Raw genomic sequence first — 23,250 nt, 5'->3', positions numbered from 1 at the left:
CCCAACCGTCTTCTTCTCTGCCGTCGCCCTCGCGGCCACCGTCATCTTCTGGCTATGACCAATGAGTCCTGACCCTAAGATATTGTGCCGGATCGGTCCTGCATCATTCCGGCGCAATCTCTGTCCCATCTTGGTCAACCTAACCGTTTGCTTTCCCGATCCGCTTCACACAATGATGAATGAAGCGTTAAGATTGGGAGAAAAACAGGATGAAGGGAATCATATTTGCGGCCGTATCGGCTGCAACTTTCATGGCCTCGGCTGCAAACGCCACGGTTTACAATTTGAACGCAAGCGGGATCGTCAGCAGCACGACGTTGGCAGTCAACGGCGTCTACACGCCTGCACCGGCTGGCCAGTTCAAGGTTGGCGACGCATTCAATCTGACGATGCGGTTTGACACTGACAAGGCGATCTTAACGTCACTTTTCGATGCTGATCCGACGATCAACATCTACTACCTTCCTGATCTGGTCACGACGATAGCGGCGGGTTCGTATAGATCGGTATACTCTCCTCGGTATGATTTTGACGGCTCCCTTCAGCTTTGGAATAACTTCATATCGGTAGGTCCTACTGATAGTCAGAGCTTTAGCAGCTTTCATTATGACTTCAATGGGGCGACACCATTCGATTTGGGAGGTGGTTTGAACTCCGAACTTGTAACTCTCAATGCGTTTGACTTTAGTTCACTTGTGAGAAATAGCGACCTAATCAGTGAGTTGGTCGGCTCTTCACGTGCATTCGGATCAAATAGCTTTTCATACAGCTACAGCGCTGGGCCGACGCCAGACCTGAACGTGGTGCGTCCGGCGGTTCTGGTTGATGTAGGCAGCGTATCGTGGACGCTGACGCCGTTCACTGCCGCTGTGCCTGAGCCTGCCACGTGGGCGATGATGATCCTCGGCATGGGCGCGGTCGGCTTCGCGATGCGTCGCCGCAAGCAGACCGTGCGTGTCGTTTTCGCGCAAGCGTGACGCCGCAAGTTGAATCTGACAATTAACAGGGGAATCTTATGCGACTTGCACTTCTTGCAATAGCTGGTGCCGCGCTCGTTGCCGCCGCGCCAGCATCTGCCGCTACCATCGTTCAGACTGATAGCGAAGCTCAGATGAGGGGGCTGCTGAAGTTCGATACGCGCCTAGGCACGCTCGATTCCGTCAATCTGAAGATTGACATCAACAAGTCAAACTACAACTACATCTATTCGGACAGTGCTCCGTCTGGAACGTATCTGGTCAACTACGCGCTGAATGGCCTCTGGCAGGTCACCAACGCGCTTACGGGCACGCTGACCGTTCCGGTCAGTGCAATCGGCGCGGCAACGGTCGTCACCCAGAATTTTGGTGGTCGGGCCTTTGGTGATTTTGGCATCAACAACATTACCGGATCGCAGACATTTTCGTTGCTCGCATCAGGCTTCAACGGTGACTATTCGGTTCCCGGCTTCAACTTCAATAATGTCATCATCTTTGATGGCAGCTATCGTGGTGCCTATGACACCAGCGATACGATGTTCGGGCTTCCTGCCGGTTTCAATGTCGGTCGCTATTCAGGCGCGTGCACTGCGCCGCGAAGCGCCCCAGAAGATACTTGCGGGAGCGCCAGCTACACGTTGACCTACAACTACACGCCGTTCGCCGCTGCTGTGCCTGAGCCTGCCACGTGGGCGCTGATGATACTCGGCATGGGCGCGGTTGGCTTCGCCATGCGGCGGCGGAAGCCACGCCTCAAGGCATCTTTCGCGTAAACTCCGAACAAGGAACCTCGCAATGAGATTGAAGACCATAACCGCGTGCGCGGCTCTTGCTTGCGCGTTCGCTGCAAATCCCGCCTATGCAGTTGGAATCATCGTAAATCCCACCGGCAATCCGACTATCACAGGCGGACAAACGTCTGTGTGTCCAACTTCTGGACCGCAATCGGCCTGCACCTATTATGCTCCGAGCGTGACGCGGGCGCTTGGTAGCTTCGTAATTGACGTGCCTGTATTGAACGGCACCTTCAATTTCGGCCCATTCGAGAATGGCCCTAACAGCAACGCTGGTGTGTTTGACTACAGCGGAACAATTACGTTCCGTGACGGGAATCTGGTGAGCGACATCATCAACTTCACGTTTATGTCCACTCAGCTTGGACAAAATGTCACGACCACTGTGGCAACTGGCTTCTACCAGAACGCTCCGGTCTTCAACACAGCGACTGGTCAGACGCTTGCCGCCGTGCCTGAGCCCGCAACGTGGGCGCTGATGATCCTCGGCATGGGTGCAGTTGGCTTCGCTATGCGTCGCCGCAAGCAGACCGTGCGGGTAGCCTTCGCCGCCTGATAACACGCTCTGAACTGATGAAGCCGCTGGTCCTCGCGACTGGCGGCTTTTTCCATGTCCGGCGCTAAATAGTCGATGAACAAGATCAAAGGTGCGGTCCTACCCGCGTTGCAGAAAGCAGGGCAGATCGCACTAGCGATTTGGGAGATTCCACAGGTCCAGTCCAAGCTTATCACGTGGCTGATCCGTATCGGCGTGTCATCGACTATCGCCACGTTGCTTCCGCTTATCGTTGACGCGGTGAAGTGATGACACCGCCTATCGATCCCTTGCCGCAAGATATGCGCGACCTACTTGTTCGTCTCGATCAACGCGTAGCTGATGGCTTTACCGATATGCGCGCCAAGCTCGACCTGATGGATAAGCGCGCCGATAGCCTTGAACAGCGCGTTGTCACGCTAGAGCGTGACACAGCCAACCGCCCCTTCCTGATCACGCAGCACAATCAGATGCTGAACGATGTCAGCACGTTGAAGGACTGGCGACTGAAGACGGACGCGCAGATCGACGGCGCGACCAAGATGGCGGGTTGGATCAAGGGGGCAGGGGTCGGACTAATCGCGATCCTTGGCTATTTTGGCTACCAGTTGGAGTTCAACACACCGGATGCCGCGACCGCCAAGACGGTCCACACGGTGACGATCCCGCAGTGATGTGCCACACCATCGCCATTCGAGGGGATCGCGATGTTTGAAGGTTTGAAGGCGCGCCGGGCTGAGAAGAAGGCGCAAGCGGCGCTGACCAGACGGTCTGTCGAACTATCGGAAGACGAAGGGCTGATCGCTCAGCACGCGCCAGAGGTGGCCGGGATGGGCTTCGTCAATGGCGGGGCATACATCCTAGACGCCATCCGGGAATGGCGACAGACCGCCACCGAAGAGCAATGCGTGGAGTTCGCCGGGCGACTAAAAGCCTCTCAGGAATCTTGGGAGGCCGAAGGCCTCACGATGCCTTGGTGGGGCAATTTGAAGGTGCTGCGCGACTATCAGGCTGAGCTTGCTGCCGACCCGCGTTCATAGAAGCGGGCGCAATAGCGAAGCGACACCCGAGCCGCTGAGATAAGCCAATGCGACCAGCGCGATCAGCATCATCGCAAGTGCGGTCAAGGCGTAGACGGGATGCCGCTTTGGCTCGAAGGCCAACACCGTCTGGTGGATCATTTCTGTCAGCTTCATTGGACGGACTCCCGGCGAAAAAAATTCGCGACGGGCATCCTGTCCGTTCCTGCGTTCCGCACTTACCGCCGTCTTCCGCGCCAGCCAAGAGGGTTAACGGTTAACTGAACGCGCGGCCATTTCCGCAGGCGCTAAGGTGGCGTTCTGTAGCCTGTTTATTGCCGCTAATCCGCAGACCGGGTTGTCATTGGCATACTTGCCGACCGCGTCGGAACGGCGGCGCACATCAAGAAGCTGGACGATGACGCCTTGAGAATCGTTCCCGTTCCGTTCTACCAGTCCGGGCATGGGCTCGAAGCGCTTCCGGTGTCTTGCAGATTTTGTGCGCCACGGAATGAACCTCCACGTCACGTGCCGTAACCAGCGCTGCGACCATAGCGGCGTGGTAGAGGCATGGGCGGCCGGGCAGTGGTTCAAACTGCACCGTTGGTCAGATAGCCTCGAAGGCTTGCTTGGGAAGTCAGCCCACGACCATTTCCGCTGCACCCGCTGTGGCGACCGTGCGGGATCGATCAGGCCAACCGAAAATGCAGTGACCGTGACCAACTTCTTTCCGGCCGATGAGAAGGGATGGAAGATGGAGCTTCGGCGGTTGCGCGGTTAGCCTGCGTCAGATGTGTGGATCATTAGGCGGAGTGAGCGAATAATGACCGATGACGAGTTCGAACGCCAAGCGATTGAACTTCATAAGCGAATCGCGCTAATGGACGATAAGCAGCTTTTAGCCGCGTATCAGGCTACGGATGGTGATCCCGATGACCCTTACACAGACGCGTTGGCGCTGGCGCTAAGGGATCGAAATATCGACTTCTGAGAGTCGGCGGCCGGTTGGTCAGTCCGGCCGCCATTTGATGTATATCAGCCGCATGGCTGACGCAGCACAATTAGCGCGTCAGTTGCTGAGAATCAATGAATTGTGCCTTGAGTCAGAAGACCGTTAACCGTTTTTTTGCTGGCTAATCTCGGCCAAAGCGAGTGCGACCGGCGGGTGGGATTTTTTCCCAAGACCTAAGCAGCAGATTCGAGCAGCCGTTGATTTGTGCTGTGAAATCACCCCCTTGGCGCTCGACCTCGGCAGCATACTGCATCATGCCATCTAGAAGTTCGCGGTCGTGAAAGACTAGGCGGATAAATCCTTCTGGGATGTCGTGAGTGCGAGCCTTGACGCTTACAAAGCTCTGAAACGTATCCATTTTGAAGATGTCCCCAATCCATGACGGTTGGTCAGGGTTGCGGGACAGGCGCTGAGCGCGAAGGCCATCCGCAAAAGCCATGCGCCGCTGAGCCTTCATGATTCCCGCTATCACGATAGCGCCTATGATCAGAAGAACGATAACGATCATTGGCGATCCGATATGTCCATTATGAACCTGCCCGCACGAGGAATCGAACCCCGGACATCAGCTTTACAAGGGCTGCGCTCTACCAACTGAGCTATACGGGCAGGGGTCTGCTACTACAATCAGTGCAGCGCGACCGCAACAGGGGAGCGCTTACGTTTCGATCCGTTATTTCGTCGCCTGAAGGTCGGCGTCATTGCGTGGCAGTTCGGACATAGCGCGCGAAGGTTTTCCGGCCGCGTATTCTCCGCGTCACCGTCTGCGTGATCGACCTCGATCAGACAGCGTCCATCGTCCGGGTGGCGCTTGTCCCATCCGCATTGCGAGCAAGCGTAGCCAGCTTGGCAAAGGATGTATTCGCGCACCCAAGGCTTCAGCTTGCACGTCGCGCCAGTGTGACCGGGTATCGTCCCTGCCAGCCATCCTGCAATCTCGTTTTCCCCGGCGCGCTTGGGTCCGGCGGCACAAGTCGAATTGCAATATTTCTTCACTCGCGACCCGACAATGGGGGCTTCGCAGTATCCGCAGGAAACAACGTGCATGGTGACCCGGTGTCCTTTCGGTGTCCTTGACAACACCGCTAGTTGGATGCACTGGGTAGAAAGTCGCTGTTTTCTGCGGCTTTCGGTCACTTAGCTGGTTCGACTACTTGGTTTTACAAAACCGCTGCTCTACCAGCTGAGCTAACCCGGCGCCGTCGCGCCCCCATGCAACAGTGTGCGCCGCTGGTCCAGCCCGTTGCCGCTCAACGCGGCGTAACCGAGCGGTTGCCGCTCAGCGCGGCGTGACCACCATTTGCCGCTCACCGTGGCGTGGCGAACCAGATGATGTGCGTCGCGCCCTTGCCGGTGCCGTTGCCGGTATCGCGCGCCCGCACGCGTACCTCGTCGACCGCGAAGCCGCTTCGGGCAAGCCTCTTTGCGAAGGCGGCGTCGGGGGCGGCGGACCATATGGCCAGCACGCCGCCCGGGCGGAGCGCCGCACGCGCCGCGTCCAGACCGGTCGCGGCGTAGAGGCCGTCGTTGGCGGCGCGGGTCAGTCCGTCCGGGCCGTTGTCGACGTCGAGCAGGATGGCGTCATAGGCGCGCGTCCCGGCCCGGATGGCCGCGCCGACGTCGCCGATGGCCAGCATCACGCGGGGATCGTCGAGGCAGCCGGCGGTCAGGTCCGCCATGGGGCCCCGCGCCCATTCGATGATGCCGGGCACCAACTCGGCGACGGTCACGCGGGCGTTCTGACCGAGGCGGCCGAGCACCGCGCGCAGCGTGAAGCCCATGCCATAGCCGCCGATCAGCACGTGCGGCGCCGGGCGGCCCGCGATCCGATCGCAGGCCATGGTACCCAGCGCGATCTCCGACCCGCTCATCCGCGTGCTCATCAGCTCGTTGCGGTCGAGCACGATCATGAAGTCGCCGCCGCGGCGGAACAGGCGGAGCGGCTCGCCGCCCGGCACCTCCGCCACGCCGATCAGCTCGCGCGGGGTCACTTGCCCTGTTGCCGGGCCTTGCGTGCGGCATAGCGGGCGTCACGCGCCGCCTTGAGCTCCGCGGCGGTGGGCACCGAGGGCGGGCGCTTGGCGGCGGCAGCGGCTTCGGCCGCCGCCTCGGCCTCGGCCTGCGCCTTGGCGCGCGCTTCCTCCTTGGCGGCCTTCTTCTGCTCGATCGCGGCCTTGTGCGCGGCGCGGCGCTCGGCCTCTGCCGCTTCCTTCGCCTCGCGGGCGGCGGCACGGGCCGCAACGACCTCTGGGTCCGGCGCAGCCTTGTTGCGCAGCTTCTCGAGGGCATTGGCCTTGGCGTCGCGCGACGCGGCGGCGCGCTGGGAGAAATCGGGAGTCTTGTAGCCTGTCATATCGCTGATCCGTCGCTTGACCGTTCCTGCGGGGCGCGAAAGCCCCAATGCACAACGGCCCCGCATCGCTGCGGAGCCGTCGGAGAAAAACTGGTGGACGCACCAGGGTCGTTCCATTGCACCAGCCGCCAAGGCGACGGATGGGCGACCACCAACGCGGCCCACCTATCCCGTGGCCGGCCCCAATTCAACCCATGGACAGCGTCGGCGCAGGTTCTGCCGCGGCGCCGGGTCTCGACCGCGCCGACGGATCATCGCGCGGCACCGCCGCCGCGGCGCGCGTCGGGCTCGCCATCGACCGGGGTCGCGATCCAGCCGCCTGCTGTTGCGACATGCAGTCGCGCGACATCGAGGAACTGGCGGGTCTGTGCGACGACGAGCCCGTTGCGTGCGCGCTGATACAGACGTTCGGCCTCCAGAACCTGGAGGATTCCGGAATTGCCCACCTCGAAGCTGCGCTGCGACAGATGCCGCGACCGTTCGGCGACGCGCACCGATGCCTGTTGATCGGCCACCGCGCGCGCGTCGTTCTGCAAGGCGGAAAGAAGGTCCGCGACCTGGCTGAAGGCAACCAGCACCGTTTGCTCGTAGCGGGCCTGGCTGGCGCGCGCGCGATCGACGGCGGCCGCTCGCTGTGCCTTGAGCGTGCCGCCGTGGAAGATCGGCGCCGTCAGGCCGGCAAACAGATCGTAGCCGCGAAAGGCGTTCTTCACGAGGTCGCCGAGCGCCGGCGCACCCTGTGTCAGCGTCGCGCCGAGGGTGATGTCGGGATAGAGCCGTGCGGTGGCGACGCCGATCGCGGCGGTGGCGGCGTGAAGTTCGGCCTCCGCCTGCAGGATGTCCGGTCGCCGGTGAACGAGCTGCGACGGCATCGCCACGGGAACCGTCGCCGGCAGGGTGAGCCGTTCCATCGGAATGTCGGTGGCCGGAAGCCGGTCCGGCGTCGTGCCCAGCAAAGTCGCCAGAAGGTGGCGCGCCTCCGCCAGTTGCTGGTCGAGCTGCGGCAGGTCGCCGCGATCGGCGGCATATTGGCTCTGCGCGTTGAGCACCTCCACCATCGTGCCCTCGCCGCCGATGCGACGCTTTTGCGTCAGGTCGACATTACGCTGGTCGTCGGCTAGCAACGCGCGCGCGGTGGCGATCTGCGCCTGTAGGGCGGCGATGGTCAGGACCTGGTTGACGACCTGGCCGGCGATCGACAGGTGCGCCGCCTCGGTCTGGCGCTGCTGTGCCTCCGCTTCCGCCGCACCCTGCTCGACGCTTCGACGTAAGCCGCCGAGCAGGTCGAGATCGTAGCTGACCCCGCCGCCGACGCTGTAGAGATGGAATTCCGGGTTGCCGCCGGGTGCGAGCGGATTGTTGCCTGCAAATCCGAACGCGGCAAGGTTCACCTGTTGCTGGTCGATCCGGGCGTTGGCATCGACCTGCGGCAGCCGGCGGCCGACGATCGCGCGCAGTTCGTCGCGGCTGGCGGCGAGCGTCGCGTTGCTGGCCGCTAGGCTGCGGTTGTGCGCGATCGCCTGGTCGACCAGCGCGTCGAGTTGCGGCGCGCCGAACGCGGTCCACCAGCGTCGTTCGGGTCCGTCACCGAACACCGCCTGGCCGGGCGCGGTCTCACCGGGTGCCTGATATCCTGCCGCGGCGGGTGCCTGCGGCCGCTGGAAATCGGGCCCGACGGTACAGCCTGCCAGCGCGGTCGAGAGGAGGACGAGGGAAGCAGCACGCATCGGCGGATCAATCCATGTGGATCGTCGGCCCGTCGCCGCCACCGGCGCGGGGCCGGCGCATCAGCAGCAAAAGCGGGATGACGCCCAGGGTGAGTAGAAAGAGCACCCAGAAGGCGTCGACGTAGGAGACCATCGCCGCTTGGCGGGTGATCTGCGCGTTGAGCGCCGCGACGGCGGTCGGCGCATCGAAATCGAAGGACGCGGGCAGCATCGGATTGTCGGGCCGGATGCCCTCGACCAGCCGGGCATGGACGGTTGCGCCGTTGCGGATCGTCAGCGCCTGAAGCATCGAGATGCCGACCGCCGAGCCGATGTTGCGGGTGAGCGTGAACATCGCCGCACCCTCGTTGCGATAGCGCGCGTCGAGCGTCGCGAAGGCGATCGTGGTCAGCGGCACGAAGACGAGCCCCGTTCCGATCCCCTGGACGAAGCCCGAGACGATCACCAGCCGCTCGTTCATGCCGAGCGTGAAGCCCGACATGATATGCAGCGAATAGGCCGCGATGGCGAAGCCGGCGAAGATCAGCAGGCGTGCATCGACCTTCTTGATGAGGCGGCCGACGAGGATCATCGAGATCAGCGTCCCTATGCCGCGCGGTGCGGTGACGAGGCCGGTCAGCACGACGGGGTAGCCCATCAGCGTCTCCAGCATCGTCGGCAGGAGCGCGAGGACACCGAAGAGCACGGTGCCCAGAAAGAAACCGAAGATCGATCCGGTCAGAAAATTGCGGTCCTTGAACATCGCGATGTCGATGAAGGGCCGCTGCGCGGTCAGCGTGTGGACCACGAACAGATAGCCGAAAAACAGGCCAAGCGCCGCCTCCACGCATATTTCCGTCGAGCTGAACCAGTCCTTGGTCTGGCCGCGGTCGAGCATCAGCTGGATCGAGCCGATCGCGAGCGCGAGCATCGCGAAGCCGAACAGGTCGAGCCGCGGACGGGCGGCGTCCTTGGTCTCGGTCAGGAAGCCGGACAGGCCCGCGAAGGCGAGCGCGCCGATCGGCAGATTGATGTAGAAGACCCAGCGCCACGACAAATTGTCCGTCAGCCACCCGCCGAGCGCGGGGCCGATGATCGGTCCCAGGATCGCCCCCATGCCCCAGACCGCCATGGCGGGGCCGTGACGTTCGGGCGGATTGATGTCGAGGAGGATCGCCTGGCTCATCGGCACGAGCGCGGCGCCGAACACGCCCTGTAGCAGGCGGAAACCGACCAGCTCGCCGAGGCCGTTGGCGATTCCGCACAGTCCGGAGACCATGGTGAAACCGACGATGGACCACAGCATCAGCCGCTTGCGCCCGAACCGCCCGGCGAGCCAGCCCGTGAGCGGCGTCATGATCGCGGCGGCGACGATATAGGATGTCAGGACCCAGGTGATCTCCTCGCCCGACGCGGAGACGCTGCCCTGAATGTGCGGCAGCGCGACGTTGGCGATGGTGCTGTCCAGCGAATTCATGACCGTCGCCGCCATCACCGACGCGGTGATGAAGCGCCGCGAGATCGTGTCGGGATAGGCGCCGGTCATCGCGTGGCGGCGTTGCCACCGAACAGACGGCGGCGATGCCCCGTATCGACCCGCACCTCGACGCTGAGGCCTGCGTGCAGCGGCACGTCGGGCGGCAGCCGGTCGATGCTGAATTCGACCGGCAGGCGCTGCACGACCTTGACCCAATTTCCGGTCGCGTTCTCGGCGGGCAGCAGCGCGAAACTGTTGCCCGTACCGGGACTGAAGCTGGTCAGGCGCCCGGTCAGCGCGAGATCGGGGAAGGCATCGACGTGGAAGGTCGCGCGCTGGCCGACGCGCATGTGGTCGAGCTGATCTTCCTTGAAATTGCCCTCGACCCATAATCGCGTGCCGGCGAGCGTGAACACCGGCTTGGCGGCGGTCACGTAGCTGCCGGGCTGCAGCTGGTCGACCTTGGTGACGATACCGTCCTGCGCCGCGCGCACCACGGTATAGCCGAGGTTCAGTCGTGCGCGCTCGAGCGCGGCCGCGGCGCGCTGAACCGCAGGCTGCACCGTGGTCGGCGCGTCGACGCTGCCGGTCAGCGACGCCGCGACGCCCGCATTCTGCTGGACCGAGGTCTGGATCTGCTGCCGCGCCGTCTGCGCCGCGAGAACGGCCTGATCATATTGGTTTTGCGACGAGATGCCTTCCGCAAGCAGCGACTTCTGCCGCGCCGCCTCGCGTTCCGCATAGGCAAGACGCGCCCGAGCCGCAGCGAGCCCGGCCTCGCCCTCTCGATAACTGGCGCGGAGCGACGACACCTGCGACCGGGCGTTGGCCAGTTCCGCTGCCGCCTCGTCGACCGCCGCCTGGAACGGAGCGGGATCGATGCGGAACAGGATGTCGCCGGCGCGAACGTGCTGGTTGTTGTGGACCATGACCGCGATCACGGGGCCGCTGACGCTGGCCGCGACCGGCACCAGCCCCGCCTGGATATAGCCGTTGTCAGTCTCCTGATACCGGCCCCCGCTCAGGTAGAAGAACAGGCCGAGCACGAGCGCGACGATCGGTGCCGCGATCAGCAGCGGCAGGCGGAGCCGGCTGCGCCGCGACGATCGCGTATCGACTGCCTGGACGACGGGGGCAGGGTCGCTGATGGGCGGCGCGTCTTCCAGCGCAGCCGGTTCGGATCGATGATCGGGGCGGTCGTCCAAGCTCATAACACCTCGGGGGATCCGGATCGGCATCGACAGACCGGCCGTGATTCCGTTGGCCGGGTGCTCCCGAACGAGGAAGAACGCAACCGAATAATACGGTGCCTGACGAGGTAGTTGCACTTACCTTATTTTTAAATAGAGGGAAGCGCCCGGATCGGGCACCATCCAGACGCCATCGACGAGGGGGACATTGCGGATGACGAACCCCGCCGGACAGGACCCGGACACCAGCATCGAGAATCCGCCGCGGAGTTTTGCATCGCAGGTAGCGCTGATCGCGCGCTTGCTGCGCAAGCGGTTCGATGAACGCGCGCGCACGATGGCGCTTGCGGGCGGGGGATCGCTGACCCAGGCGCAATGGCGGGCGCTCGCTTCCATTTACGTCAATGCGGGGTGTACGCAGAAGGAACTGGCGGAACGCCTGGACATCGGACCGGTCGCGATCGGTCAGACCGTCGATCGTCTCGAGCGATTGCAATGGGTCGAGCGTCGGCGCGATCCTGGCGACCGACGCGTGAACCGGCTGCACGTGACGGCTGTCGCGCTGCCGGTGCTGCAGCGTTTGGGTGTCCTTGCGAACAGCGAGGATCACTATGCTCGTCTCGGCGTGGCGCCGGAGAAGATGAAGCTGCTGACGGCGTTGCTGGATGAGGTGATCGCCGACCTTACCAGCGCGTCCGATCATGAAACTCGGACCTGAGCCGGCCGGCGCCTCTCGACCGTTCGGCGCGGTGCGGTGCTTGAAAGGCGAGCTTGATCTACGCTTACGACAGACGGGCTGCCACTTGCTATGGCACCGGCGCGCGGTCAGGGGATCGCAGGGCGAGGGCGTTTGGCGATTTTGAAACCGGGCGATTTACCTGACGTGCATTCGCGGGACGTGCCGTCGGAGCTGAGCGGATCGGACCGTTTCGAGCGGTTGGTCAATTCCATCCGGGACTATGCGATCTATCTGCTCGATCGCGACGGCCATATCGCAAGCTGGAACGCCGGGGCGGAGCGCTTCAAGGGCTATACCGCCGAGGAGATCGTCGGCCAGCATTTCTCGCGCTTCTACACCGAAGACGATCGCGCCGCGGGGCTCCCGGCGCGGGCCCTGCGCATTGCGGCCGAAAAGGGCGTGTTCGAGGCCGAGGGCTGGCGGCTCCGCAAGGATGGCACCCGATTCTGGACCAGCGTGGTGATCGATCCGGTGCGCGACGAACATGGCGCGCTGATCGGGTTCGCGAAGGTGACCCGGGACATCACCGACAAGCGGGCCGCGCAACGCGCCCTCCTCGAAAGCGAACAGCGGTTCCGCCTGCTCGTGCAGGGCGTCAGGGACTATGCCATCTACATGCTCGATCCCGACGGTTTCGTGACCGACTGGAATCGCGGTGCGCAGGCGATCAAGGGCTATAGCGCGGACGAGATCGTCGGCGCCCATTTCTCCGCGTTCTTTACCGAAGAGGATCGCCAGAACGGCGAGCCGGCGCGCGCGTTGCAGACCGCGATCTCGAGGGGCCGGTACGAGGCCGAGACCTGGCAAGTCCGCAAGAATGGCGAGCGTTTTCGCGCCGGCGTGCTGATCTATTCCATTCTCGACGAGCAGGGCGCGCTGATCGGCCTGGCGAAGATCACCCGCGACCTGACGGAGCGCTGGCAGGCGCAGCAGGAGATCGAGCGCGCGCGCGAAGCGATGGCGCAGGCGCAGAAGATGGAAGCCGTAGGGCGGCTGACCGGTGGCGTCGCGCATGATTTCAACAACCTGCTCACGATCATCCGCTCCTCGGCCGACCTGTTGCGCGTGCCGACGCTGTCGCCGGAAAAGCGCGAGCGCTATGTCGAGGCCATCGCCGAGACTGCGGACCGTGCCGCCGCCCTGACGTCGCAGCTGTTGGCATTTTCCCGCCGCCAACCGCTGCGCCCCGAGGTGTTCGACGTCAGCGACCGGCTGGTCGAGCTTCGGCCGCTGATCGAGACGAGCGTCGGCGCCTCCATCGCGATCGTGATCGAGGCAGGCGAGGGGACGATCGTCAACGCCGACCGCAATCAGTTCGAGACCGCGCTGCTCAATCTCGTCATCAACGCGCGGGACGCGATGCCCGCGGGTGGTACGCTGACAGTGTCGAGCGAGACGGTGGAGGGTCTGCCCGCGGCAAGGGACCATGACCCCACGCATAGCCGTTTCGTCGCGCTGCGCGTCATCGACAACGGCAGCGGCATCGCGCCGGACACGATGCAGAAGATCTTCGAGCCGTTCTTCACGACCAAGGCGATCAACAAGGGCACCGGGCTCGGCCTCAGCCAGGTGCATGGCTTCGCCAAACAGTCTGGCGGCGACGTCGCGGTCGAGAGCCAGCTCGGCATCGGTACGACCTTCACGCTGTATCTGCCGGTTGCAGAGGACGTGCCGGTCGCGCGCGACGCGAGGGACGGCGTGGCTGACGGTGACGTGCGCACGAGGCGCATTCTCCTTGTCGAGGACAATGAGGCCGTCGGCCGCTCCGCCCGCAGCCTGCTGGAGGAACTGGGTCAGATCGTGACCTGGGTGACGAGCGGGGAGGGCGCGCTCGACCTGCTCGCGCGGGCGCACGACAAGATCGACCTCGTGTTCAGCGACGTGGTCATGCCCGGCATTGACGGACTCGAAATGGCGCGTCGCATCCGAAGCCGCTGGCCGGCGCTGCCGGTGGTGCTCACCACCGGCTACAGCGACGCTATCGCGGATCAGGGGGACCATGGTTTTCCCGTGTTGCGCAAACCGTATTCGGTGGCCGGCTTGCTGTCGTATCTGCGCTGAGCCCGCAGGCGAGGCCAGCGTGCTCCGTCTGGACCGCGCAGCGACGGGTTCAAGCAGGATCGCCCAGCCGATCGAACCGACCCACCGTCGCCGGCAGCCAGGGCACGGGACTGCACGCGTCGGTTTTCAGCCGGCGGCGGGCGGGCAACCATGACCGGGCGATGTCTCGTCGATGAGGCGATCGAGCGCGGCGTGGATGCAGGCGCTTGATGGCATCGACGCCGCCGCCTCGTCAGGCAGGCGGAGGAACGGTACGGCCTCCATCGGACACGCCGCCGCCGGTGTGCCGGAACGCCGAACGGTGCGAGGCGCGCGGATCGCGCTCAAAGAGCAGTGAAACGCGCGCGCGTTCGCATGTGTACACAGAACGGCCCACGGCACGATCGCCCGGGAGGGAGGGCGCTGGGCGTCCCTGGCGCGAAACCAAGCGCGCCAACCGTCTTCGGCGACTACGTGATCGATGCCGCGGGCGGCGCAGATGCGCAGGACGGCTTGCCGAAGCCCGCTGTCCGGTCCGCAGACGATAAGCGGGTGCCCCGACGGCGGCGCCGGGTCGGGCGCGGCGGATGAGGCAGGGTGGGCATAGATGAGTCGCTCCCGCCGCTGCCACCAGCCGGGTTCGCGCGCGACAGGATGGCGCGCCGCCCACTCCGGCAACCCGCGCCATAGCGTCGCCAGCGCCGTCTCGCGGGGTGTGCCGGAGGCGACGTCGAACACGCCCGGTTCGTAGCGCCCCTCCGCCCTCAACAGCGTGTCCCAGCCATGGCTGCCGAGCAGCGACCATGCGGTTACCGCGACGACCGCGATGCCCTCCGCTTCGGCCAGATGGGCGGTGTCCCAAGCCTGCGCCGCCCATCGCAGCTGCTCCTCGCGGGTACAGCCGTTGTGCACCTCCGTCAGGGCGATCGGCGTGTGATAGCGCGTTCAGGCTTCCCTGAGGACGCCGGCGAGCCCGGCAGGTTGCTCGGGAAGCACCCGCAACGCCTCGGTGTCGGCATAGCGCGCGTGACCATTGCCGCCGTGCAGGTGATCCGGATAGCGGTCGAGGCGATGGTCCAGATACCGGTCGCTGGTCAGATAATGGTTGAGGCCGATGACGTCGGGAGGGCAGGGATCATCGGCGATGATGCGCAGACGGTCCGCGAAACCGAAGCGACGCAGGCGGTCGGACAGAGGGTGGCGGCGGTCGACGTGCCCGAACAGCAGGTCCCAGCTCGCCCAGCGCCGTAGATTGTCATGCGCCGCCTGATCAGCCAGTTCGTCGGTCGCATAGGTACGGCCGAGATCGTCCGTCTGCACCAGCTTCGCCGCGGGATTGGCCCGCCGGATCGCCTTCATCGCCGCACGCGTCGCGTCCACCTGATTGAGCAGCGCAAGCCAGAACGCGCGCTCGTCGGCGACATGCGGATACCAATGGCCGTATAGCGCCGCGAAGCGAGCGGTCGTCAGCGGTTCGTTGACCGGCGTCCATGCCTCCACCCAGGGGTAGCGCGCGGCGACCTCGCCCGCGAACCACCCGAGGCCTGATGCAAAGCGCTCGTCGAGCAGATGCGTGTATCGCGGTCCGCTGCCGTGGTGGACGAGCCCGACGATGGGGGCGACCCCCAATCCCCGCAGTCGGTGGAGGCGGTCATCGGACCACGTCCAGTCCGGCGTGCCCCCCGGCGAGGTCCTCTCCCAAAGAACGGGATAGCGCAGTGCCTCGATGCCGAGCCGCGCGAAAAGGTCCAGATCGTCCGGTCGAACGTCGTGGCCACTCATTTGGATCTGGTCCCGATCGGCATCGCCGACCCGATTGACGGTGCATTCGACGCCGCCCCAAAGTGCGATCCGGGTCCCTTTACTGCCCATGAAGCCTCGGATCGGCCGGCGTGGTGCCGGCGGCTGAGCCAGGTCCGAGGAGGGCGTTCACCATCTCGACGACCTGGAAGCCGGCGGATGGCGCGTTCAGCACGCACGCGCCGGTCACGCCCGGCGATGCACGCCGGGCGGATCGGAGAATGACGCAAGGTATGCCGAGGGAGGCGGCGGCTTCCGCGATCGCTGCGCCGTCCGGGGCTGCGTCGCTGACCACCAGCGCCGATTGCCGCGATACGGCCTCGCGGACGATCGCATCGAGGTCACACGCCGGCAGCCGCGTCACCGCGGCGCCACTGTGCGTCAGGACGTCCGCGAGATAGCGCGCAGCGAAAGCGTCTTCGTGGACGAGGATGATGTGCCGCTTTCGTAGCGCGTCTCCTCCGGTTTCGCCCGTCATGTCATTCGGCGGCCGTCGCCAGGGCCGCCGCATCCTCCCGCTTCCTGTATTTGCGATAGGTGGCGAGCGCCTGACCCACGACCTGATCCATGTTGTAATAGCGGTACGTCGTCAGTCGCCCCACGAAGAGGACGTCGGGTTCCGCGAGCGCCAGGAGTTCATAGCGCTTGAAGAGCGCCTGATTCTCAGGCCGGGGGATGGGATAATAGGGATCGCCCTCCTCAGCGGGATATTCGTAGGTCACGCTGGTGACCCGCGCCGTCTGCCCGGTGAGATGCTTGTATTCCGTGACGCGCGTGTACGGCACGGCTTCGTCCGGATAGTTGACGACCGCGACCTGCTGGTGCCGTTCCTCCGGAAGCGTGCGATGGTCGAAGCGCAGCGAGCGGTAGGGCAGGGCACCATAACGATAGTCGAAATATTCGTCGATCGGTCCGGTGAAGACGAGAAGGTCATAGTCGATCGTCTCCCTGACCGAGGTGAAGTCGGTGCCGAGCCGCACGTCGATGAGCGGGTGATCGAGCATCCGCGCGAACATGGCGGTATAGCCACCGGCGGGCATGGCCTGGTAAGCGTCGTCGAAATACCGGTCGTCCGTGCTGGTGCGTGTCGGAACCCGGGCGGTGACCGCCTTGTCCAGTTCGGACGGGCTGAGACCCCATTGCTTGCGCGTGTAGCCGCGGAAGAACAGGCGATACAGTTCGTCTCCGACCGCAGAGACGACGACGTCCTTCGACGTGCGGATATCGTCGACCGGCTGCGCGCGCGCGGCGAGAAAGGCGGCGGCGTCTTCGTCGTCCTTCAACCCGGCATCGAACAGCATGTTCAAGGTCGTTCGATTGATCGGAATGGGCACCTGCCGCCCGCGCACCTCGGCGAGGACACGATGCTCGTAGGGCCGCCACTGCGTGAAGCGCGACAGATAGGCGAATATGTCGGCGGCGTTCGTGTGAAAGATGTGGGGACCGTAGCGGTGGATGAGGATTCCCGCTGCGTCTTGCTCGTCATACGCATTCCCCGCGATATGGAGGCGGCGGTCGATGATCAGCACGCGCTTGCCGGCGTCGGCGGCGAACCGCTCCGCCATGACGCTGCCGGCGAAGCCGGCACCGACGACGAGGACGTCGTAATGCGGGCGTTCGGCGCCTGACGAGACTTCGGCGATCGCGGCCAGCATCGCCGCGGCCGTATCGTCCCATGAGGTCGCGGCGAGCACGGCGTCGGCTTCGTCGCGCCACGCGAGGACGGACCCGCGGGCAAGCGTGAGCGCATCGTCGCAGGCCGAGACGAAGCGCGATGCGGATGCGACGATCACGCCGGCCATCGTGCCGTAATGGCGTGCCACATCGACGATCGGCGTCGACACCACGGGCCGTCCGGCAGCGAGATATTCGGGTGTCTTGGTGGGACTGATGAACCGCGTCGCGTCGTTGATCGCGAACGGCATCAGCGCGACATCCCAGCGCGCGACCGCGTCGGGCAGATCGTCGTACGACCGCGCGCCCAGATAATGAAGGTTCGATCGTTGCGGCAGGTCGGCGGGATCGATCTTCACCACCGGTCCGACCAGCTCTATCCGCCACTCGGGCCGCTCGTCGGCAAGGCGGGTGACGAGTTCGAGATCCATGCGTTCGTCGATCACGCCATAGAAGCCCAGGATCGGCGTGTCCCGTCTCGAAGGAGCGAGGTCACGCGCGCGGGCGAAATGGGCGACATCGACGCTGGAGGGAAAGGGCCGCACGTCGGCATGCCGGCCCCGCTTGGCTTCGTAGAGGCTGTAGCCGCCGGTGAAGACGACGTCGGCCGCGCCTAGCAGCTCACCTTCCAGATCGAGAAGCGTCGGAGGAGCGAAGCGGAAGGCGGACAGCTCGTCCATACAGTCGTAGACGGTGCACCGTGCCCGTAATTGCCGCGAGAAGGCGAGCATCATGGGGGTATAATACCAGCGCACCGCCACCGACGGCTTTCCGACGAGGAAGGCGGTCAGGAGCCGGGCGAGGGCAGAACGCGTCGCCTCGGCGTCGAGCCCGGCCGGCAGGCGCGGCACGACGACGATGACGTCGCCCTCCTGGCGCACCGACAGCGTCGGTTGGTCCTCGCCCTCGACAAGCGGTTCCTCCCAGAAGACGACAGTCATCTGGGCGGAAAATCGGGTCATGAGCTGTTGGGGGCGCTGGAAGACGAAGTTCCAGCGCAGGTGCGAAAAGCAGATAAGCAACGGCTGCTGCGGGGGGATCGTCACGGGTTGCGCTTGACCTGCGGCGCTCATCAGTATCTCCCTGATCGGCCCCCGCCGGAAAGCCGAGCGTAGGCGCAGAGAGACCCGTCCCGCGCTAAAGCGCGTCAACCCGGACGAACTTGTTACTTGATCTATATTTGTGACGAGCCGAGCGGCGCTGAGACCGGCACGCGGCCGTCACACGGTGCTAACGACGTCCCGAACCGTCGCCGCGCCAGTGCAGGTAGGTCGGATCGAAGGCGGCCGCCTTCCGCAGCGCCTCGACATCCGGAATCGTCAGGCGGCCCTGGGTGATATCGACGAGGTCTGCCTCCCGCAGGTGACGAAAGCATCGATTGATGTGCACGCTGGTCAGGCCGAGCGCGTCGCCGATCTGCTCTTGCGTGATCGGCAGGTCGAAGCGGCGCGGTCCCGCTTCGATATCGGTACCGTGATGCAGACGCGCGTCGAGTTCGCACAGCAGGTGGGCGAGTGTCCGGACCGCGTCCGACGAGTTGAGGAGCCAGGTCCTCAGGATCGCTTCGTCGATCAGCTTGGCATACCACAAGGCGCGGCCGATCATCGGGCTGTCGGCGACGAGAGCCTCGACCTGCGTCAGCTCGATCTTGGCCAAGGTACAGTCGGTCAGCGCGACGATCGCGTGATCCATGGGGGCGTGACAAACGGCATGGATGCCGCAGAAGTCCCCCGGCAGCAGAAAGCCGGTGATGCGACGGGTACCGTCCGGCCGCAGACTGTAACGGGCAGCCCAGCCTTCCAGCACGACGTACAGATACGACACGGTCTCGCCCCTGGCGATCGCATCGCGCTGACGGGCGACTTGCGCAATCTTGAATTGCAATAGCTCGACGGCGTCCGTGTCGCCGCTCTGCAACTGCACGAGTTGCGACAATTTTCGTAAAAAAGGGCGGAGCGTCACCACGCCATCGCGACCGGTCACGCAGCACTCCTTGGAGCTTGAACCACTTCCCGCTTAACATGCATTGCCCGTGGCGCATTAACGGGGGTTAACGTGTTCCCTGACGCCGAGATTTAGCGCAGACTGGGGCAATTTGGATGAGCTTAAACGGCAACCCGTGGGGCACGCACGTCATAACATGGATCAGGCAATAGTAGATCGATACCGGTCGTCATGACGCGTCCAGACCCGTGACATCGCAATCGCGATGTCGGATACAGGATGCATGCGCGTCTTCTCGGTGATCTTCGACGACGGCCGGTGCCAGGACAAGGCTGATGGCCATTACGCCTCGATCGAAAGCGCCTTGCAGAACAGCATCGAGGCGGCGGCATTGATCTGCGCGGAGACGGCGGGCGCCGCATATGGGGAACATACCATCCTGTGCATCGTCGAGGACGTGGCCTCGGGTGAGCAGCGCAGCGTATCGATCAACGTCGGCGTGGTGCCCGTGTCCGGCATCCGTCACTAAGCGTTTCCTACAGCGCCAGTGCGGTCAATTGGCTGCCGTGGGCAGCCAGGCCGGTTGAAACTGCGGCCTGCGGGGCCGCAGCGGCGAAAGGGCGCGCAACGCGGGCAGGTCGAGCAGCTGGAGTCGGTGTCGGCGACGAGCGACCAGACCGGCATCTTCCAGCGCCTTGAGCGTCCGGCTGATGTGAACGTTGGTCATGCCGAGCAGGTCGCCGATTATTTCCTGGGTCACGGGCACGTCGAACGCATCGTTTTCGACAAGGCCTAGCGGATCGAGCCGCGCGTGGAGATCGAGGAAGAGGCGTGCGACGCGTTCCTTGGCGGAAGCGGTTGCCTGTACGGCGAGCGCATCCATGAGCGACAGACGCTCCATCTGTACCGCGATGGTGAAGAGCGCTGCTAGTCGGGGGGCCTCGACGAAGAGTTCGCCGACCCTCTGATAGGGCACGAAGGCCGTCGTCGCGTCGGTGACCGCGGTCAGCGTATCGGCCGCCTGTTCCAGCGCCATGCTAGGCGTTCCGAGCATGTCACCGGGCAGATGCAGCTTCTGAATGAGACGCTTGCCGCTTGGCACGGTGATCGAGGACGCGATCCACCCGCTCGTATGGAGGTGGAACCCGTTCAGCGCGTCGCCTTCGCGCTGGAAGGTTTCGCCCTTTCGCCGATGCGTTTCCGTATCGCCGAGAGACCTGAGCACGTCTTCCTCGCGCGGCGTCAGCGATGCGAAGGCGCGGTATCGATGGATCGGATACGGCATAAAACAGGCCTCAGCGACCGGCGCGATGGGGGTCAATGGCGCAGGCCCATTGCCGATATGAGACCAATAAGTCAATCTTGTCAGTGGGTTGAGGTGTCGACCCCGTCGGCTACAGCGTGGTGCGAGATGAACCGGCCGCACCCGATCCGGCCGGTCCTCGAAGGCGCGTGGTACGGCATCACCGACCGCACCGGGGCGCGGCGCCGGAGGATCGATCGGATCGGGCTCAGGATCCCGACGAGCCAACCGGCGCCGTGGGGGCCTACGCTTTGCAGTCCCGCTGGAACTCAATCGCGCGGGGTGCGCAGACGCCGACCTTGATGGCGCTGGCTAAGCCATCGCGCGGTTGCGCTGGCCGGCATTGCCGTATCCGACGTGCAGGGTGTACCGACGCCGCCGCATGGCCCCTCCAACGGCGCCGAAGCCGAGGATCATCAGTGCCCAACTTGCCGGTTCGGGCACGGCGGCGATGCCAAGTTGCGCTTCGATCCCGCTCGCGATCGCACTGTGGAGCTGCGTGGTCGGATGGATCGTGTCGAAATAGACCAGCCCGTCACACGCGGGCACGGCGCCTGGCACGCGGATGCACGCTGCTTTGGTGTTGAGGGTCGATGGCAGACCATAAGCTGTGGGATTGGCGTAGATCTGCTGCTGGGCGCCGAACAGGTCGTAGAAAGCGGCATTGGCTCCGGTCGCCGCACCGAAGGAGGCGACGATGTCGTCGATGCCGACCAGATCGTCGCGGCCGGTCGCGATATCGAACCCGGTGTTGAGCCGACGCGACAGGATGGTGCCGGCCGCCGAAAGCGCCGGCGAATTGAAGTCGGTCACGGCCGGGATCTGTCCGATGTTGGGAAGCCCCGTCACGATGAAGTTGCGCGCGCCGTCCGCATACAGCGTGTCGAGGCCGGCGCGGAAGGCGGCGAGCGTCTGGGTGAAATCGGGCTGGTAGGTCGGGTCTGCGCCTAGCTTCGCCAGCTCGGACCGGACGTCGTTTCCGCCGAACGTGACGAGGACGAGGGACCGGCTGTCGATCGTCTTGCCGGAGGCGGCGAAGGTTGCGAGCTGATCGGCAAAGCTGGGGCTGGCGTCGCCGACGACCTCGCGTGCCTGCGCACCGCCCACCGAGAAATTCGTACCCCCATAGGCCGACGCGGTGGCCGGACCCGTGCCGATCGCCATCGAGAGATAGTCCGCGAAATTGTACCCGTTGGAGAAGCGTCCGTTGTAATAGCCGGCCGCGGCGGGTGCCGGGTCGGCGCCGCCAGCGGCGGCGCGCAGCGCCTGCGCGTTCCCGGAGTCGACCAGGCTGTCCCCAAAGACGTAAAGATTGAGATAGGTCGCCGCAGCAGCGGGCGTCGACGCCAGAGCGGCGGGCGCGAAGATCAGGGCCGTGGCAACGAGGGTACGTTTGAACGCGTTCATGGCTCTCTCCTGGACGGACGCCTTTTCGCAGGCGTCTCGATGCGTCAGGAGAAGCTACCTTTCACCAAGCTTTACCGCAAGTTAATCATGTTCTTGCGACTGGAGAGGATACGCTCGCACCCGCTCCGGTGTGGCCGTGACCTGCAGGAAGGGTGGTGGACGCCTTTGGGCTCGAACCAAGGACCCGCTGATTAAGAGACCAACCTGCGAGGACGTGACGGGACATGCCTCAGCCGTCCTTGAGCAATGACTCGAAATCCCTGCCGGCGTAGAATACCCCGATCACGACCACGTCCCGCTCTTCGACGACAAAGGCGATCGTCACGCGCCGCCGCCACGCAATCGTGCGAAGCCCGGGCCGGAGATCGTCACGAGGGGTGCCACGTTTAGGAAACTCGCTAAGCGTGGCGATGTAGTCGATGATGCCGTCGGTGAAGCGTGAGCCTGTCTCGGTATCGGCGGCGGCGGCAATGTAGGAATGCAGAGCGCCGAGCTCATCGCGCGCTTCAGGCGTGACGACGATGCGATAAGAAATCGTCACCGTTGCCCTGCGTCAGCCGTCAAGCTTGCCGATTGACGCGCGGGCATCGTCTAGTGACATCCCCCTGGAAGGGTCGGCGCGGTAGGCATCATAAGCGGGCAGGGCCTGGTGCCGTAGCCAGTCATCCATGGCCCGTTCGCGGGCATTCAACGCGCGGAGTCCTTCGCGGATGACCTCGCTCTCACTCGCATATTCGCCTGATGCGACCTTGGCGCGAACGAGCGCCGCCATTTCGTTGGGCAGGGTCACGCTGAGTTGTTGGGTCGATCGCATCATCAGCCTCCTGATCGAGTAGGATTTAATCCTATTGACGGGGGATAGCAATGTGAGCCGCCGCACGCCCAACGGCAAAACCGGCCTCAAAATCTGGTACCCCAGTGGGACCCGGCGTCGGACGAGGCGCCGACATCTTTGCTAAGTTATAGAAAATGGTGGACGCACTTGGGCTCGAACCAAGGACCCGCTGATTAAGAGGTCCAGTCCAAAAGCACGTCGCTCGCCCCTATTGCCCCTCGGCCGCCCGTTGTCAACCTTGTGTGCCGAAGGCGAACGTGCCGCACCGATCGACATTCGCTCGTCGCAAGCCCCATGGGGCCGCAGCGCACCCAGGGGCAGAGCAGGGGAGAAAGGGGGTTGTACCCATGGGAGGGAGGAAGGGGAGGTGAACCGCGCCGGGTTTGTCGGAGGCTCTAACTCCTGAGAGGAAGGGGCTATGACGAGCAAGACGACGAACAAGTTC

At 64.3% G+C, this 23,250-nt stretch carries 25 protein-coding genes, 1 tRNA gene and 2 pseudogenes; 10 read left to right on the top strand and 18 right to left on the bottom strand.

Features of this window, described 5'->3' with window-relative positions:
* Positions 1-209 precede the first annotated feature (209 nt).
* The 6 genes from IQ292_RS17385 to IQ292_RS17360 all read left to right on the top strand — a co-directional run bounded on the left by IQ292_RS17385 (position 210) and on the right by IQ292_RS17360 (position 3,346).
* A complete protein-coding gene (locus tag IQ292_RS17385) occupies positions 210-977 on the top strand; it encodes a PEPxxWA-CTERM sorting domain-containing protein (protein WP_238941225.1) in 768 nt (255 codons plus the stop codon).
* A gap of 38 nt (positions 978-1,015) precedes the next feature.
* The gene (locus IQ292_RS17380) at positions 1,016-1,750 is read left to right on the top strand and encodes a PEPxxWA-CTERM sorting domain-containing protein (protein WP_238941224.1); all 735 of its coding nucleotides are present in this window, start codon (positions 1,016-1,018) and stop codon (positions 1,748-1,750) included.
* A gap of 22 nt (positions 1,751-1,772) precedes the next feature.
* On the top strand, positions 1,773-2,327 hold the full coding sequence (locus IQ292_RS17375; RefSeq protein WP_203311571.1) for a PEPxxWA-CTERM sorting domain-containing protein: 555 nt from the start codon (positions 1,773-1,775) through the stop codon (positions 2,325-2,327).
* Positions 2,328-2,402: 75 nt separating this feature from the next.
* A complete protein-coding gene (locus IQ292_RS17370) occupies positions 2,403-2,576 on the top strand; it encodes a hypothetical protein (protein WP_203311570.1) in 174 nt (57 codons plus the stop codon).
* Positions 2,576-2,980, top strand: coding sequence for a hypothetical protein (locus tag IQ292_RS17365; RefSeq protein ID WP_203311569.1), 405 nt, complete (start codon positions 2,576-2,578; stop codon positions 2,978-2,980). The genes IQ292_RS17370 and IQ292_RS17365 overlap by 1 nt, the downstream gene beginning before the upstream one ends.
* Before the next feature lie 33 nt (positions 2,981-3,013).
* Entirely contained in the window at positions 3,014-3,346 is a 333-nt protein-coding gene (locus IQ292_RS17360; RefSeq protein WP_203311568.1) for a hypothetical protein, read from the top strand.
* Here the strand turns inward: IQ292_RS17360 and IQ292_RS17355 are convergent.
* A complete protein-coding gene (locus tag IQ292_RS17355; protein WP_203311567.1) occupies positions 3,341-3,502 on the bottom strand; it encodes a hypothetical protein in 162 nt (53 codons plus the stop codon). The genes IQ292_RS17360 and IQ292_RS17355 overlap by 6 nt on opposite strands.
* 646 nt (positions 3,503-4,148) lie before the next feature.
* Here IQ292_RS17355 and IQ292_RS17350 point away from each other — a divergent pair.
* Positions 4,149-4,316 (top strand): hypothetical protein, encoded by a 168-nt coding sequence (locus tag IQ292_RS17350; protein ID WP_203311566.1) that lies wholly within the window; start codon positions 4,149-4,151, stop codon positions 4,314-4,316.
* Positions 4,317-4,458: 142 nt separating this feature from the next.
* On the opposite strand, the gene IQ292_RS17345 is transcribed toward IQ292_RS17350, so the two are convergent.
* The 7 genes from IQ292_RS17345 to IQ292_RS17315 form a co-directional block, all read right to left on the bottom strand.
* Complete coding sequence (locus IQ292_RS17345) at positions 4,459-4,845, bottom strand: hypothetical protein (RefSeq protein WP_203311565.1); 387 nt, start codon at positions 4,843-4,845, stop codon at positions 4,459-4,461.
* 28 nt (positions 4,846-4,873) lie between these two features.
* Positions 4,874-4,946: transfer RNA gene (locus IQ292_RS17340), tRNA-Thr, on the bottom strand.
* Positions 4,947-5,644: 698 nt separating this feature from the next.
* Positions 5,645-6,328 (bottom strand): spermine/spermidine synthase domain-containing protein, encoded by a 684-nt coding sequence (locus IQ292_RS17335; RefSeq protein ID WP_203311564.1) that lies wholly within the window; start codon positions 6,326-6,328, stop codon positions 5,645-5,647.
* On the bottom strand, positions 6,325-6,690 hold the full coding sequence (locus IQ292_RS17330; protein WP_203311563.1) for a DUF6481 family protein: 366 nt from the start codon (positions 6,688-6,690) through the stop codon (positions 6,325-6,327). The genes IQ292_RS17335 and IQ292_RS17330 overlap by 4 nt, the downstream gene beginning before the upstream one ends.
* 251 nt (positions 6,691-6,941) lie before the next feature.
* Positions 6,942-8,417, bottom strand: coding sequence for an efflux transporter outer membrane subunit (locus IQ292_RS17325; protein ID WP_203311562.1), 1,476 nt, complete (start codon positions 8,415-8,417; stop codon positions 6,942-6,944).
* Positions 8,418-8,424: 7 nt separating this feature from the next.
* Positions 8,425-9,942, bottom strand: a complete 1,518-nt coding sequence (locus IQ292_RS17320) for a DHA2 family efflux MFS transporter permease subunit (protein WP_203311561.1) — start codon at positions 9,940-9,942, stop codon at positions 8,425-8,427.
* Positions 9,939-11,084: an HlyD family secretion protein gene (locus IQ292_RS17315; RefSeq protein ID WP_203311560.1), complete on the bottom strand. Its 1,146-nt coding sequence runs from the start codon at positions 11,082-11,084 to the stop codon at positions 9,939-9,941. Before IQ292_RS17315 ends, IQ292_RS17320 begins: the two co-directional genes overlap by 4 nt.
* Before the next feature lie 193 nt (positions 11,085-11,277).
* Here IQ292_RS17315 and IQ292_RS17310 point away from each other — a divergent pair, with 193 nt between their 5' ends.
* Positions 11,278-11,781 carry a MarR family winged helix-turn-helix transcriptional regulator gene (locus tag IQ292_RS17310; RefSeq protein ID WP_203311559.1) on the top strand — a complete coding sequence of 168 codons (504 nt, stop codon included), beginning with the start codon at positions 11,278-11,280 and terminating at the stop codon, positions 11,779-11,781.
* 132 nt (positions 11,782-11,913) lie between these two features.
* Entirely contained in the window at positions 11,914-13,863 is a 1,950-nt protein-coding gene (locus IQ292_RS17305; protein ID WP_238941223.1) for a hybrid sensor histidine kinase/response regulator, read from the top strand.
* 126 nt (positions 13,864-13,989) lie between these two features.
* Here the strand turns inward: IQ292_RS17305 and IQ292_RS17740 are convergent, their stop codons facing one another.
* The 5 genes from IQ292_RS17740 to IQ292_RS17285 all read right to left on the bottom strand — a co-directional run bounded on the left by IQ292_RS17740 (position 13,990) and on the right by IQ292_RS17285 (position 19,299).
* Positions 13,990-14,754: a hypothetical protein gene (locus IQ292_RS17740; protein WP_238941222.1), complete on the bottom strand. Its 765-nt coding sequence runs from the start codon at positions 14,752-14,754 to the stop codon at positions 13,990-13,992.
* A 33-nt stretch (positions 14,755-14,787) separates the two neighbouring features.
* Positions 14,788-15,714: a family 1 glycosylhydrolase gene (locus tag IQ292_RS17735; protein ID WP_238941221.1), complete on the bottom strand. Its 927-nt coding sequence runs from the start codon at positions 15,712-15,714 to the stop codon at positions 14,788-14,790.
* On the bottom strand, positions 15,704-16,120 hold the full coding sequence (locus tag IQ292_RS17295) for a hypothetical protein (protein WP_203311557.1): 417 nt from the start codon (positions 16,118-16,120) through the stop codon (positions 15,704-15,706). The genes IQ292_RS17735 and IQ292_RS17295 overlap by 11 nt, the downstream gene beginning before the upstream one ends.
* 1 nt (position 16,121) lies before the next feature.
* Positions 16,122-18,389, bottom strand: coding sequence for a UDP-galactopyranose mutase (gene glf, locus IQ292_RS17290; protein ID WP_238941220.1), 2,268 nt, complete (start codon positions 18,387-18,389; stop codon positions 16,122-16,124).
* 157 nt (positions 18,390-18,546) lie between these two features.
* Complete coding sequence (locus IQ292_RS17285; protein ID WP_203311556.1) at positions 18,547-19,299, bottom strand: Crp/Fnr family transcriptional regulator; 753 nt, start codon at positions 19,297-19,299, stop codon at positions 18,547-18,549.
* 244 nt (positions 19,300-19,543) lie between these two features.
* Between IQ292_RS17285 and IQ292_RS17280 the strand changes: the two genes are divergently transcribed.
* A complete protein-coding gene (locus IQ292_RS17280) occupies positions 19,544-19,789 on the top strand; it encodes a hypothetical protein (RefSeq protein ID WP_203311555.1) in 246 nt (81 codons plus the stop codon).
* Between the two features lie 24 nt (positions 19,790-19,813).
* On the opposite strand, the gene IQ292_RS17275 is transcribed toward IQ292_RS17280, so the two are convergent.
* The 5 genes and pseudogenes from IQ292_RS17275 to IQ292_RS17260 all read right to left on the bottom strand — a co-directional run bounded on the left by IQ292_RS17275 (position 19,814) and on the right by IQ292_RS17260 (position 22,787).
* Positions 19,814-20,686, bottom strand: a complete 873-nt coding sequence (locus IQ292_RS17275) for a Crp/Fnr family transcriptional regulator (RefSeq protein ID WP_338057655.1) — start codon at positions 20,684-20,686, stop codon at positions 19,814-19,816.
* Between the two features lie 189 nt (positions 20,687-20,875).
* Positions 20,876-21,022, bottom strand: a pseudogene (locus tag IQ292_RS17935) (PEPxxWA-CTERM sorting domain-containing protein); the annotation flags it as partial.
* A 24-nt stretch (positions 21,023-21,046) separates the two neighbouring features.
* Positions 21,047-21,970, bottom strand: a pseudogene (locus tag IQ292_RS17270) (SGNH/GDSL hydrolase family protein); the annotation flags it as partial.
* Between the two features lie 229 nt (positions 21,971-22,199).
* Entirely contained in the window at positions 22,200-22,511 is a 312-nt protein-coding gene (locus IQ292_RS17265; RefSeq protein ID WP_338057654.1) for a type II toxin-antitoxin system RelE/ParE family toxin, read from the bottom strand.
* A 12-nt stretch (positions 22,512-22,523) separates the two neighbouring features.
* Positions 22,524-22,787, bottom strand: coding sequence for a type II toxin-antitoxin system ParD family antitoxin (locus IQ292_RS17260; RefSeq protein ID WP_238941219.1), 264 nt, complete (start codon positions 22,785-22,787; stop codon positions 22,524-22,526).
* Positions 22,788-23,250 lie beyond the last annotated feature (463 nt).

Source organism: Sphingomonas beigongshangi, assembly GCF_016820445.1.
GTDB lineage: Bacteria > Pseudomonadota > Alphaproteobacteria > Sphingomonadales > Sphingomonadaceae > Sphingomonas > Sphingomonas beigongshangi.
This window is presented reverse-complemented; position numbering and strand designations above follow the sequence as displayed.

Bases quoted from the DNA above. Each gene is read 5' to 3' on its own strand.
- IQ292_RS17385 (WP_238941225.1), top strand. From the start codon at position 210: ATGAAGGGAATCATATTTGCGGCCGTATCGGCTGCAACTTTCATGGCC.
- IQ292_RS17380 (WP_238941224.1), top strand. From the start codon at position 1,016: ATGCGACTTGCACTTCTTGCAATAGCTGGTGCCGCGCTCGTTGCCGCC.
- IQ292_RS17375 (WP_203311571.1), top strand. From the start codon at position 1,773: ATGAGATTGAAGACCATAACCGCGTGCGCGGCTCTTGCTTGCGCGTTC.
- IQ292_RS17370 (WP_203311570.1), top strand. From the start codon at position 2,403: ATGAACAAGATCAAAGGTGCGGTCCTACCCGCGTTGCAGAAAGCAGGG.
- IQ292_RS17365 (WP_203311569.1), top strand. From the start codon at position 2,576: ATGACACCGCCTATCGATCCCTTGCCGCAAGATATGCGCGACCTACTT.
- IQ292_RS17360 (WP_203311568.1), top strand. From the start codon at position 3,014: ATGTTTGAAGGTTTGAAGGCGCGCCGGGCTGAGAAGAAGGCGCAAGCG.
- IQ292_RS17355 (WP_203311567.1), bottom strand. From the start codon at position 3,502: ATGAAGCTGACAGAAATGATCCACCAGACGGTGTTGGCCTTCGAGCCA.
- IQ292_RS17350 (WP_203311566.1), top strand. From the start codon at position 4,149: ATGACCGATGACGAGTTCGAACGCCAAGCGATTGAACTTCATAAGCGA.
- IQ292_RS17345 (WP_203311565.1), bottom strand. From the start codon at position 4,845: ATGATCGTTATCGTTCTTCTGATCATAGGCGCTATCGTGATAGCGGGA.
- IQ292_RS17330 (WP_203311563.1), bottom strand. From the start codon at position 6,690: ATGACAGGCTACAAGACTCCCGATTTCTCCCAGCGCGCCGCCGCGTCG.
- IQ292_RS17325 (WP_203311562.1), bottom strand. From the start codon at position 8,417: ATGCGTGCTGCTTCCCTCGTCCTCCTCTCGACCGCGCTGGCAGGCTGT.
- IQ292_RS17320 (WP_203311561.1), bottom strand. From the start codon at position 9,942: ATGACCGGCGCCTATCCCGACACGATCTCGCGGCGCTTCATCACCGCG.
- IQ292_RS17315 (WP_203311560.1), bottom strand. From the start codon at position 11,084: ATGAGCTTGGACGACCGCCCCGATCATCGATCCGAACCGGCTGCGCTG.
- IQ292_RS17310 (WP_203311559.1), top strand. From the start codon at position 11,278: ATGACGAACCCCGCCGGACAGGACCCGGACACCAGCATCGAGAATCCG.
- IQ292_RS17735 (WP_238941221.1), bottom strand. From the start codon at position 15,714: ATGGGCAGTAAAGGGACCCGGATCGCACTTTGGGGCGGCGTCGAATGC.
- IQ292_RS17295 (WP_203311557.1), bottom strand. From the start codon at position 16,120: ATGACGGGCGAAACCGGAGGAGACGCGCTACGAAAGCGGCACATCATC.
- glf (WP_238941220.1), bottom strand. From the start codon at position 18,389: ATGAGCGCCGCAGGTCAAGCGCAACCCGTGACGATCCCCCCGCAGCAG.
- IQ292_RS17280 (WP_203311555.1), top strand. From the start codon at position 19,544: ATGCGCGTCTTCTCGGTGATCTTCGACGACGGCCGGTGCCAGGACAAG.
- IQ292_RS17260 (WP_238941219.1), bottom strand. From the start codon at position 22,787: ATGATGCGATCGACCCAACAACTCAGCGTGACCCTGCCCAACGAAATG.